Annotated in this window: 8 protein-coding genes; 4 read left to right on the forward strand and 4 right to left on the reverse strand. The window is 64.6% G+C overall.

Annotated elements, in window-relative coordinates:
- Window positions 1–25 precede the first annotated feature (25 nt).
- From G4Y73_RS12485 to G4Y73_RS12500, 4 genes are all read right to left on the reverse strand, one after another.
- Window positions 26–1,180, reverse strand: coding sequence for a DUF819 family protein (locus tag G4Y73_RS12485; protein WP_164232041.1), 1,155 nt, complete (start codon window positions 1,178–1,180; stop codon window positions 26–28).
- The gene (locus G4Y73_RS12490; protein WP_164232043.1) at window positions 1,177–2,769 is read right to left on the reverse strand and encodes a serine hydrolase; all 1,593 of its coding nucleotides are present in this window, start codon (window positions 2,767–2,769) and stop codon (window positions 1,177–1,179) included. Before G4Y73_RS12490 ends, G4Y73_RS12485 begins: the two co-directional genes overlap by 4 nt.
- 25 nt (window positions 2,770–2,794) lie before the next feature.
- Window positions 2,795–5,062: a TonB-dependent receptor gene (locus G4Y73_RS12495; RefSeq protein ID WP_164232045.1), complete on the reverse strand. Its 2,268-nt coding sequence runs from the start codon at window positions 5,060–5,062 to the stop codon at window positions 2,795–2,797.
- Between the two features lie 174 nt (window positions 5,063–5,236).
- Complete coding sequence (locus tag G4Y73_RS12500; protein ID WP_164232047.1) at window positions 5,237–6,280, reverse strand: AraC family transcriptional regulator; 1,044 nt, start codon at window positions 6,278–6,280, stop codon at window positions 5,237–5,239.
- Between the two features lie 127 nt (window positions 6,281–6,407).
- On the opposite strand from G4Y73_RS12500, the gene G4Y73_RS12505 reads away from it, so the two are divergent.
- From G4Y73_RS12505 to G4Y73_RS12520, 4 genes are read left to right on the forward strand one after another with little or no spacing between them, the layout of a single operon-like run.
- Complete coding sequence (locus G4Y73_RS12505) at window positions 6,408–8,429, forward strand: serine hydrolase domain-containing protein (RefSeq protein ID WP_164232049.1); 2,022 nt, start codon at window positions 6,408–6,410, stop codon at window positions 8,427–8,429.
- Between the two features lie 26 nt (window positions 8,430–8,455).
- Window positions 8,456–9,430, forward strand: coding sequence for an N-acetyl-D-Glu racemase DgcA (dgcA, locus tag G4Y73_RS12510; RefSeq protein ID WP_164232051.1), 975 nt, complete (start codon window positions 8,456–8,458; stop codon window positions 9,428–9,430).
- Between the two features lie 12 nt (window positions 9,431–9,442).
- Window positions 9,443–10,489: a DUF1611 domain-containing protein gene (locus tag G4Y73_RS12515; RefSeq protein WP_164232053.1), complete on the forward strand. Its 1,047-nt coding sequence runs from the start codon at window positions 9,443–9,445 to the stop codon at window positions 10,487–10,489.
- Window positions 10,490–10,503: 14 nt separating this feature from the next.
- Entirely contained in the window at window positions 10,504–12,162 is a 1,659-nt protein-coding gene (locus G4Y73_RS12520; RefSeq protein ID WP_164232055.1) for an acetolactate synthase large subunit, read from the forward strand.
- Window positions 12,163–12,597 lie beyond the last annotated feature (435 nt).

Below are 12,597 nucleotides of genomic sequence, written 5' to 3' on the forward strand. Positions count from 1 at the left end.
TTTCTCCGATTCAGGTTCGAGAGTTTTATCCCCAGCCCGGCCAGGTCGCCACGCCGATGCCGATGAAGTTGGCCACGGCATAACCGAATACCCCCAGCAGCACGGCCGGTGCCACCAGGTCCGGGCGACCCTTGCCGGCAGCCATGGCCGCGGCGCTGGCCGGGCCCGCGGCGCAGGCATTGGAGGCAATCACGGTGTCCATCAGGTCGGTGCGGAATACCCGCCCGAGCCCGAAGATCACCAGGGCGTGGCAGAAGACAATGATCGCGGCGAAAGCGGCAATCTCCAGCGCCGAGTTGATCATGGCCGCCACGTCGGCGCTGATGCCGATGGCGGCGAAAAACAGGTACATCATGAACAGGCCGACTTCATAGTCACCGTTCAGGCGGCCGAGCTGGCGCGGAAACACATTGGCCACCAGCACGGCGAGTGCGGTGATGAACAAGATGGCGTAGCCGCCCACGCCGAACCAGGTTGCCAGCGCCTGGCCGATCGCGCAGATCGTGAAAGCCACGGCCAGGGCGATGCCCAGGTGCAGGGGGTCGAGGGGAATGACGTCGCTCTCCGCATCGGCGCGATCGTTTGCCGCCTGAACGGACTCGTCGCTGGTCGTGCGCAACTCGTCTCCGGTCACCCGGAACCAGCGCTGGAACAGCACCAGCGAGGGTGCCAGTGCCAGGAAGGCCAGGTAGAACACGCCGACGACATTGTCCGCCGCCACGCTGGCGGTGGCCAGGGACGGGTCGAGGTCCACCGCCTGGGTGACGGCGGCCATGTTCATCGAGCCGCCAATGTAGGTCGCGCTGAACACGCCGGCCAGCTTGGCCGCGTGTTCGCCCAGGGGCAACAGCCACACGCCCAGCAGCGCGCCCAGCAAAGTGCCGACCGCGCCCAGCACGAAAGGCAGCAGCATGCCGCGGGTCTCGACCAGCACCCGGCGCAGGTCGGCCTTGAGCAGCAGCAGCGGGATGGCCAGCGGCACCAGGTAGATCCAGACTACGTTGTAGACCGGCGCCTGCTTGGGCAGGATGCCGATGTTGGACAGCAGCATGCCGGTGGCCAGCACGATGGCCAGGCCGGAGACATTGCGGCCGATGCGGGTGCGGTCGGCCCAGAAGCCGAGGGCCGCCAGGGCGGCCAAAACAGCCCACAGGGCGAAGGTCCAGTCGGCCTGGATCACTGATCTTCGGCGGGTTTTTTGACGCGGCGAAGGTCGAGATCGTGGAAATCGAAGCTGAAGTCCGTGGTGGGCGATACGGCTTTCATGCGGGCGCTTTCCACTTCGCCCTGCGGGTCGAGAATGAAGCTCATGTAGGCGTCGGCATTCAGGCGGCGGTCGGTCCAGCGCACGATGAAGGTGTCGAACTGGAAATGCTCCAGCGGCCCGGTCAGCGGTTCACTGCGCGGCGAGCGGAACCACAGCCGGCCGTCGTCTTCCAGGCTCAAAGTGATCTCGCCATACCAGGGGTCACGATAGATGCCGGCATAGGCTTCCAGCGGCAGGCTCGGGCTGCTGTCGGCGTCGCGTTCGGCCATGGCTTTCTCCACGGCTTCGGCGCCCGAGTCCCGGCGTTGCTGCATCAGCTCTTCGACCACCGCGATCCAGTCGGGATCGTTGTCGGCCAAGTCTTTCATGAACATCTCGGCAATGTCGTAGGCCACCGGGCGGGGTGCGGCCGACATCAGGTTGTTGGACACGAAAACGCCCAGGTTCTCGCGCGGCAGCAGCATCAGGTGGCTGGTCATGCCCATCAGGCCGCCGCCGTGGGAATGCAGCGGCTGGCCGTGGAAGGTGGACACGTTCCAGCCCAGGGCGTAGGCGGACAGCGAAGCCCCGGCGTGTTCGCTCAGATAGCCGGGTGTGCGCGTGATCGTTACTGGCGAGAACAACTCGGCGAACTGTTGCTCGCTGATCAGCCGATCGCCATCGGCACTCACGCCTTCGTCCAGAATGAAGTTCATCCACCGGGCCATGCTGCGGGCGCTGCAGGTGATGCCGCCGGCCGGTGCCGCGGTGTCGCCGAGCAGGCCGGTTGGCGTCGTCTCGATCTCGCCGTCGACTTCGACGTGCGGTACGGCTTTCGGCAGGGATTCGGGCGCACGGTCAAAGGTGGCGGCGCAGTCGTTCATGCCCAGCGGGAACAGCAGTCGTTCTTCCAGGAAGGACTCGAAGCTCTGGCCGGCGGCTTCTTCCACCACCATGCCGGCGATGATGTACATGGAATTGTCGTAATCGTACTGGGCGCGGAAGCTGCTGCTGGGCTCGAAGTGGCGCATGGCGCGCAGGATTTCTTCGCGCGTGGTCTTGCCTTGCGGGAACATCAGCAGGTCGCCCGCCCCCAGCGGCAGGCCGCTGCGGTGGGTGAGCAGGTCGCGAATGCGGAATTCGCGCGTCACGTACGGGTCGTGCATGCGGAATTCGGGCAGGTGATCGATCACCCGGTCGTCGAAGCTCAGCTTGCCGTCGTCGGCCAGCAACGCCAGGGCAGCGGCGGTGAAGGCCTTGGATACGGATGCGATCTGGAACAGGGTGTCGGCGTCAACTGCCACATCGCCGCCCACCTCGAGGATGCCCCGACCCTGGGCATAGACCAGTTCCCCGTCGTGTACGACCGAAACGGTGAGGCCGGGCGAACCAAAAGTATCCATGGCCCGCTCGACCACGGCATCGATGGCGGCCGCATCGGGCTCGGCAAGAGCCGGCCCGGCGGCCGCCATCCCGATTGCGGCGAGCAGCCAGACAATGGAGAAAGGGCTGCTCGCTCGCATCACGTTTCGAGACACAGCGGGCCGCTTACAGGAAGTTCCAGCGCAGCACCGCGCCGACCGTGCGCGGTCGGGTGGGCGCACCGCTGGGAATCACCGCGAAGCTCGAGCCGAAGCTGGTCCAGGCCCACTCGTCGAACACGTTGTTGACGTACAGGGCGACGTCGAAATCGTTGAATTGCACGCCCGCACGCAGATCGACGAGGTTGTAGCTGTCGATGTTCACGCGCGGCGAAGAGGGCGGAAAATCGTTGCCCGAGGCGTCGGTGTAGCCGTCGAAGCCCACGGGCATTTCGCCCTTGTAGCGATACGATGCGCCTACGTAGGCCGGCCACTGGCCGAAGCTGAAGCGGTAATCTGCGTCCAGCACCGCCTGCCATTCCGGCGTGCTCGGCAACTGATCGCCGTCGGCGCCGCCCAGGTCGGGTTCGTCGGCGGCCAGTTCGGCGTTGACGTAGGACAGCGAGCCGGTCAGCGTCAGGTTGTCGGTCACCGCCATGCCCAGCGAGGTTTCGATGCCGCGGCTGACTGCCTTTTCGGCGTTACCAACGACCTGAACACCGCCACGGACGATCCCGATCTGATAGTCCTGCCAGTCGATGTGGTAGCCGGCGATGTCATAGGTAAAGCGGCCGTCGGGGCTGCTGCCCTTGAGGCCGGCTTCGTAGCTGACCAGCTCGTCGGGCTCGAAGAACGGGCTGCTCAGCGGGTCGCCGGTGGTCGGGTCGAGCAGCAGGAAGTTGGCGCCGCCCGGGCGGTAGCCGGAGGCCACGCGCGAGTAGAACGACATGTTGTCCGAGGCGCGGTAGCGCAGGTTGACCAGGAAGTTGGTGACTTCGTCGTCGATCTCGGAAAACGGCAGCGGCGCGAGCAGCGGTCCGACCGTATTCAGTTCCACGTCGTTGGAGTAGTCGGTGTGGCGCAGGCCGAAGCTGACGTCGAGGTCCGGCGTGAAGTACCAGGTGCCGGTGGCGAAGGCCGAGAGTTCCTTGTAGTTGGACGGGAAGTTGGCGAAATACAGCGGCACGTCCGGCGTGACCACCAGGTCCTGGATGTTGTGACCGTCTTCGTCGGTGTAGTAGGCCCCGACGATCCATTCGAACTGGTTGCCGGACTCCGAGGTCAGGCGCACTTCCTGGGTGAACTTCTCGAAACCGAGATCACCCACCAGTACTGCCGAGGAGTGCGGCGCCGTGTCCGGGAAGAAAATGTCGGCGACGCCCGCGAAAGGTGTGGTCACGTCCTGCTGCTGGATGAAGAACATCTCCTGCGTGCTGGTGACCGAGGTCAGTTCGCCGAAACCGGTGTCGTACTTGATCGTCAGACCCCCGAGGGTGGCTTCGTATTCGCTGGGGTTGAGGGCCGCCGCGCCGGTGGCGTATTCGCCGTAAATCGGCTCGGCCGCGCCGAAGCCCGGAATCGGCAGGTCCTGGGCGTAGTTGGCCTGGACCTGCGAGGTGCCGTCCTGGGTCGCGTTCTGGTGCAGCGCCTGCAGGGTCACTTCCAGCCGGTCGGTGACTGCCCAGCGCAGGCTGCCGGAACCGCCGTGGTAGTCATAGTCGTCCCAGTCATCCTCACCGATCTGTACGTTGTCGATGTAGCCGTTGGTTTGCTGGTTGAAGACCGTCAGGCTACCGCCCAGGGTGCCTTGCACCAGCGGTCCGTTGAGGTTGGCGCGATAGAGCTGGTTGAGACCGCCATGGCGGGTGTTCGACAGATTGGCCGAAACACTGCCCGAACCGTCGGTCAGCGACGGCGCCCGGGTGTTGAACTTGAGGATGCCGCCGATGGCGCTGGCACCGTAGAGCGTGCCTTGCGGGCCCTTGAGCACGTCCAGGGTGCCAAGGTCGAGCAGTGTGCCGTCAAGCGGCGCGGGCGAGGTGTAGACGGTCGAGGAGCCGAAGGGAATATCGTCGATATAGCTGGTCACGCCCGCCGAAAGCTGGGCGTTGATGCCGCGCATGTAGACATTATTGAAATAAGGCCGGCCGTTGTTGGTGACGGCCACGCCCGGTACGAAAGTCAGGATGTCGGTCAGGCCCGTCAGGCCGGCGTCGATGTACTCGTCGGTGTCGATGGTGGACACCGCCATGGCGACATCCTGCAATGCTTCCTCGCGCCGCGAGGCGGTGACGACGATGACGTCATCGAGTTCGGTGTCACGTTCACGTTCTGTCTCGTCTTCGACCGGGTCGTTGTTCGCCTGTGCCAGGGCGTTGGGTGCAAGACCCAGCCCGGCGGCGATGGCGAGGGCCAGGATCGTGACGGTGAGCTTGTCTGTGCTTGGTGTGTTCATCATCTCTCAGGTCCCCGTGATCGTTGACCACGTCTTGGTTGGCGGGTTGACGTAGTCCGCCCTTTACAGGCTATCCAGCGGGCTCCCGCCGGGCGGATTTCATCCAATGGTAATTCGTAAGCCTGAAGTTGATTAGGCTGAATCGACTTATTTTTGTGCAGAACCGACAGCGCTTTAGTGCCTGTGAGACCGGCGCCATCCCTTGGGGGTGCAGCCGTTCAGCCGCCGGAATGCGCGCGAGAAGGCCGAGTGATCCTGGTAGCCCACGATGTCGGCGATCTCCGAGATCGAGTGCCTGTTCTCGTTGAGCAGCAGACGCGCGGCCTCGACCCGGCGGGCGATGATGTACTGGCGAATGGTGGCGCCGTGCAGCGACTTGAAACCGCTCTTGAGCTGGGTTTCCGAAATACCCAGGTGCCGGGCGAGCTGCGGCAGGGTCGGCGGGTTGGCGTACTCGCGGTTGAGGATGGTGGTCGCGCGCCGGATGATGTCGCCGTGCGGGACGGCCGGGTGTTCGGCCCCGCGCTCGAGGTAAGCCTGGTCGTTCTTGAGAATCTGCAGTCCGATGCTGAGCAGCTCGTGGAACTTGGCGAACATCCAGTGGTTGAGCAGCCGCCCGGAGACCGGCAGGTGGAAGAACGACCAGGTCAGTTCGCGATGAACGTCCTCCAGGAACAGCACGCGCTGGCGCGGCTGGTCGTGTTCGCCATCGAGGATGTCGCGCAGCCAGCCCGGGTAGTCTTCGCTGTTCTCGCCCATCCGTTCCATCAGGTTCGACAGGGTCGTGTAGACCACCACATGGCGGATGGTCTCGTTGACCTTGGGCACCCGGTAAGTGAGCTCGCGGCCGGGCAGGGCGGAGACAATGATGGCCGGTCCCAGGTCGTGCACGTTCTTGCGCTCGCCCAGGAATTCGGAACGTTTGACCGAGGACACGAACTGGAAGCTGATCAGGTCGGCGACTTCGTTGTGGATCACGATCGGCTCACGCAGGAACGAGTCGTTGATCTCGATCATGCGGTCCTCATCCAGCTTGTAGCAATGTGAGCGCCCCAGCGCGCTGTCGCTGATGTACTTGATGAAGCGGTTGTCCGAGGACGCATGGAAGCGGGAGATGCACGTGGCGTTCTCGAACAGGGCTCTGAGCTCCGCCGTCGATGCGACTTCGGGGTCGAAGCCGGGCGCCATATGTACGCAGTATTCATCACCGTAAATCATGGGGCGATTATAGGCCGGGCCGCCGAATCTGCATATTTTTCTGTCGCATCGGCCTAACTTCTGCTTCCGGCCCGCGGGTAACATCAGCCCAATCTAGCCTTCACGACACCCAATAAAAGGACGGGTCATGAACTGTATCCACCGCCTCACCTTCGCCGCGATTTTCGCGGCGCTGCTCGCCAGCCCGGTCCTGGCGCAGGACGAATCGGACACCCCGCCGGAGCCCGCCGCCACGGATGAGGCCAGTGCCGTCATCGCCCAGGACGAGGGCACCACCGCAGCCTGGGCCGAACGTGCCGCACCGTCCGGACTGGACAATACCGTGGCACTGGAAGCCTTCATCGACGGCGTGGTCGAGCCGCTGATGAAAAACAACAACAGCCCGTCCGGCACCGTGGCCATCGCCCGCGGTGGCGAGCTCATCTTCGCGAAGGGCTACGGCTTCGAGGACATCGAAGCCCAGGAACCGGTGGACCCCGAGACCACGCTGTTCAGGCCCGGGTCGGTCTCCAAGCTGGCCGCCTGGGTGGCGGTGATGCAACTGGTGGAGCAGGGCGAGCTGGATCTCGACACCGACGTCAACGAGTACCTGAATGACGTGGAGATCCCGGCTACCTTCGAAGAGCCCATCACCCTGCGGCACATCATGACGCATACGGCCGGGTTCGAGGACGGTGGCATGGGCTACCTGATCATCGACGATCCGGACAAGGCCTTGCCGCTCAAGGAGGCGATGCAGCGTTATCGCCAGGAGCGCGTCAACCCGCCGGGCGCCCAGAGCGCCTACTCCAACTACGCCACCGCGCTCGCCGGCCTGATCGTGGCCAACGTCTCCGGCCAGTCGTTCAACGACTACATCGCCGAAAACATCTTCGCGCCCCTGGGCATGCGCACTGCTACCTTCGAGGAGCCGCTGCCCGAGCACCTCGAGGATGATATGGCCAAGAGCTACGCTTTCGAGGCGGGCGGCTACAAGGAAAAGCCCTTCGAGATCGTCAAGAGCTTCGGTCCGGCCGGCGGCCAGTCGGCCAGCGCCACCGACATGGTGCGCTTTGCCCAGGCGATCCTGAATGGTGGCAGTCTGGACGGCCAGCAGATCCTGCGCCCGGAAACGGTCGAGGAAATGCTCAGCCTGCAGTTCACCCACGATGAGCGCCTGATGGGCATGGCCCTGGGCTGGTACGAAACCGACTTCGAAGGCACCCGGGTCATGGGCCACGGCGGTGATACCCGCTGGTTCCACTCCTATCTCGGCGTCGACGAGACGCACGACCTGGCCTTCTTCGCGTCCTTCGGCGGTTCCGGCGGCAGCGCCGTTCGCTCCGCGCTGTTCCCGGCCCTGTACGAACAGTATTTTCCGCGCGAAGAGGCCCCGCCGGTCCCACCGGAAGACTTCGCCGAACGCGCCGGGCGCTACGCCGGCACCTACGGCTTCTGGCGCACCAATTTCTCCACCATCGAGAAGGCGCTGCGCATGAGCAGCGTGGTGAACGTGACGCCCGGCCCGGACAACACGCTGGTGGTCGGCTTCGCCGGCAATGCCAAGCGCTACGCGGAAGTGGGCGACAACCTGTTCCGCGCGCTCCATCAGGATGTCACCATCGTCGCCGGCCTGGCGCCGCGCCTGATCGCCTTCCAGGAAAACGACGACGGCGAGGTGACCGGTTTCGTCATGGACGGCCTGCCGTTCATGTCGCTGCGCAAGCTCGCGCCGTGGGAATCACCGAACCTCAATTACATGCTGCTGGGCTTCGCCATGCTGGTGTTCCTGGCCGTGCTGCTGCGGCGCTTCTTCCAGCGCGCCACCATCAGGACATGGTCGGCATCCGACAAGTCCGCCTACCGCGCCGCGGTGTGGGCCTCGGCCGCCAACTGGCTGGTGATCATCAGCGGCGTCATTGTCCTGACGGTCCTGGGTGACGCCATGTTCAGCGAAGTTTCCACGCTGTTCAAAGTCTGGCTGGTGACGCCGATCATCGCCGTGATTACCTGTATCTGGCTGCTGTTCAAGCTGGTGGTGGTCTGGAAAGACGGCCTGCTGGCCGGTCTCTGGGCACGGCTGCGTTACACCGTCGTGGCGCTGTGCGGCCTATTCGTGATCTGGTTCTACTGGTTCTGGAACATTCTCGGATTCCAGTACCTGGCATGACCGGAACTACAACAGGAGAACAAGGCATGCGCCAGGTGACGTTCCGGCGGGAAGACTGGAAACTGAGCTTCCCGTTCGTGATCACCGACCACGTCTTCACCGGCGTGGAGGCCCTGTACGTGGAGATCACCGAGGGCGGTCACACGGGCCGCGGCGAGGCCAGCGGCGTTTACTACCTGGGCGAGAACGGGGACAGCATGATGGCCGAGGCGGAAGCCATGCGCGCTACCATCGAGTCCGGCATCGGGCGCCAGGAACTGCAGTCGCTGCTGTCGGCCGGCGGTGTGCGTAACGCCATCGACTGCGCACTCTGGGACCTGGAAGCCAAGCAGGCCGGCAAGCGGGTCTGGGAACTGGCGGATATCGTCCCCGGCGAGGTGAACTCGTTCGGCACCGTGGGTATCGACACGCCCGAACGGATGGCGGCCAGGGCCCGGCAGATCGCCGGCGAGCTGATCAAGGTCAAGCTCAGCGGCGAGGAGTCGCTCGAGCGCATCTCCGCCGTGCGCCAGGCCCGTCCCGAAGCCGAGATTGTCGTCGACGTGAACCAGGGCTGGACCTTCGAACAACTCCAGGCCCTGGCGCCGAAGTTTCATGAGCTGCGCATCGCCATGATCGAACAACCGCTGCCCCGCGGCGGTGACGAGGCGCTGGAAGGCTACCAATCACCGGTACCGCTGTGCGCCGACGAGTCCTGCCTGGACAGCTCCGAGTTCGAGGCGGCGGCCAGGCGCTACCAGATGATCAACATCAAGCTCGACAAGACCGGCGGCCTGACCGAGGCACTGGAGCTGGCCAGGCTGACCCGGGAACGCGGTCTGGACGTGATGGTCGGCAACATGGTGGGTACATCCCTGGCCATGGCGCCAGGCTACGTGGTCGCCCAGCTTTGCCGCTACGCCGATCTCGACGGCGCGCTGTTCCTGGAGCGCGATCGCGAGCATCCCATGACCTTCGACCACGGCCGCGTGTCGCCGCCGGACCCGGCGCTCTGGGGCTGATATATTTCGCTCATGAGTTCCATCACGCGCGTCCGTTTGAAGCCGCCTTACCTGCTGCTGATCGGTGCCGAGACCGACCCCACTTTTGCCAAGACCGCACAGGGCATCGTGCAGTGGTGCCCGGACAAGGTCGCCGGCCAGCTCCGCTTCGAAGGTAGCCAGGTCGACCTGGGTGTGTCCGACATGAGCCTGACCGAAGCGGTCGAGGCCGGTTGCGGCAGCCTGGTGCTCGGCGTTGCGCCCGTCGGCGGCGCGGTGCCGGAATCGTGGTGGGAGGTCATCGAACAAGCCGCCCGGGCGGGCCTGGATATCGTCAGCGGCCTGCATCTTCGTCTGCGTGACCGACCCGGCCTGGCCGAGGTTGCCGAGGCCGCAGGCGCCCAACTCGTCGATGTTCGTGTGCCGCCCGCAAAACTGCCCGTCGGCAACGGTAAGCCACGCACTGGCCGACGCATCCTCACGGTCGGACCCGACTGCGCCATCGGCAAGAAATACACCGCCCTGGCCCTGGACCACGCCTTGCGCGAAGCCGGGGAGAAATCCACCTACCGGGCCACCGGCCAGACCGGCATCATGATTGCCGGCGAGGGCATCCCGATCGATTCGGTGGTGGCGGATTTCATTTCCGGCGCCGCCGAGCTGCTCTCGCCTGACAACGACCCGGATCACTTCGACGTGATCGAAGGCCAGGGCTCAATCTTCCACCCCGGCTATTCCGGCGTGGCCCTGGGCCTGCTGCACGGCTCGCAGCCCGACGGCTTCGTGGTCTGCCACGATCCGCTGCGCAAAACCGTGTCCGGCTGGCCGCACTATTCCTTGCCGCCGCTGGCGGAAGTCATCGAGGCCCACATTCGCATGGGCCGGCGCACCAGCCCCGATATCCGTTGCGTGGGCGTGTCGGTGAACACCTCCAAGCTGCCCGCGGACGAGCGTGCCGCCTACCTCGACAAACTGGCCGAGGAGACCGGTCTGCCCTGCGTCGACCCGCTGATCGACGGCTGCAATGGCATTGTCGAGCATCTACTGGATACACTGGGCAGATCGCATAGCGCACACTGAGCAGGAAAACCGCCATGCCCAACGGCGCCCAAGCCCTGATGAAGACCCTGGCCGATGCCGGGGTCACGGTCTGTTTCACCAACCCCGGCACCAGCGAGATGCACTTCGTTGCCGCACTCGACGGCGAGCCACGCATGCGCGCCGTGCTGGCCCTGTTCGAAGGCGTGGCCACCGGCGCGGCCGACGGTTACGCGCGCATGGCCGACAAGCCGGCCGCCACGCTGCTGCACCTGGGCCCGGGACTGGGTAACGGCCTGGCCAACCTGCACAACGCGCGCAAGGGCAAGGTGCCGATCGTCAACATCGTCGGCGATCACGCCATCCATCACCAGGTGCTGGATGCACAACTGCAGTCCGATATCGAAACCGTGGCACGCAACGTCTCGCCCAATTTTGTGCGCAGTTCAAAGAGCACCGACGAGCTGTGCCGCGATGTCGTCGACGCCGTCACGGCCGCCCGCGGCCTGCCGGGGCAGGTCGCGACATTGATCCTGCCGGCCGATGTGTCCTGGAGCGAAGGCGGCAAACCCGCACCACCGCCGCCACCGCTTGAACCAGAACCGGCCGACTCGGAAACAGTGGAATCAATTGCCGAACTGATTCAATCTGGCGGCAAGGTCGCTCTGCTACTCGGCGGCCGGGCTACCCGCGAACCATCGCTGCTGGCCGCGTCCCGAATCGCCGCCCACAACGGCGTGCGGGTATTGGCCGAAGTTTTTCCAACCCGGCTCGAACGCGGTGCCGGCCGCCCGAAGGTCGATCGCCTGGCCTACCTCGCCGAACTGGCCGGCGTGCAACTATCCGACATCGATCACCTGGTGCTGGTCGACGCCAAGTCGCCGGTGTCGTTCTTTGCATACCCGGGCAAGCCAAGCGATTTGGTACCCGAAGGCTGCGAAGTCCATACCCTGGCCACGCCGGAACAGGACGCGGCTGCCAGCCTGGAAGCCCTGGCAAGCGCCCTGGGCGCCGAAGAAACCGAACCCGAGCTACAGCAAGCCAGCCGCCCCAATCGCCCACGCGGCAAGCTCACCGCTGAAAAGGTCTGCGATGCCGTCGGCCATCTCCTGCCGAAGAACGCGATCCTTGTCGATGAGGCCATCACTTCCGGCCTGATGCTGCCGGCCATGACTGCGGGCGCACCACCACACGATCTGCTCACACTCACAGGCGGCGCGATCGGCCAGGGCCTGCCCAATGCCGTCGGCGCAGCCATCGCCTGCCCGGACCGTCCGGTCATCGCCCTGGTTGGCGAGGGCAGCGCCATGTACACCATCCAGGCGCTGTGGACCATGGCGCGCGAGGACCTCGATGTCACCGCCATCATTTTCAACAACCGGTCCTACTCGGTACTCAACATCGAACTGGAGCGAGTCGGCGCCGAACGCATCGGTCCCAAGGCACGCTCACAACTCGACCTGAGCGACCCGGCGCTGGACTTCCCGCGCATGGCCCAGGGCATGGGCGTGCACGCCGTCAGCGTCGAAGACGCCGAAGATCTCTGCAAGGCAATGGAATACGCCCTGTCCATGCCCGGCCCGCACCTGATCGAAGCCAACATCCCGGAATCACTCAGCGGCGCCAAGCGAAAGATCCTCCCCTGGCTGCTACGCTCAGTCCCCAACCTGCCTGTCCCCTTGGCCCGCGCCCTTAAACGCAAGCTGGCGCCGTAGCCGCCCGATCGGGCAAACCCCGCCAACGTACCGATTTGCGCCCGCGGGCAGTTTTGGGCAGTATGGCCTCAGTGAGGGAGTAGGAACGGCATGGGGTGCCATTCGGTCAGTCAGAATCTCGAATCAAACCACGCGGCCACCCCGCGACCGCACAGTATCGCTTCGCCGCTCTCCCGCCACGCCGTAGACCCTACGCTGCCAGCGAATCGTGCTATGTGGCCAACCCACCGCCTAGCGCGCTATGTGAACCTTTTGCCATATAACTCCGCCGATTTCGCGAGCGCTTCGGGCAAGAAGTTTCCTGGTAATCCATATCAGAACCGGAGAATGCATGACGTTCAGGTGAGTTGGACACGGTCCGCGAATTCTGTACAGGTTAGTCAGCTAAGAGTGGCTTTGCATTCTGAACGCCAGTTCCACCATCTATTTGTTAAT

Origin of the sequence: Wenzhouxiangella sp. XN201 (assembly GCF_011008905.1) — a bacterium.
GTDB lineage: Bacteria > Pseudomonadota > Gammaproteobacteria > Xanthomonadales > Wenzhouxiangellaceae > Wenzhouxiangella.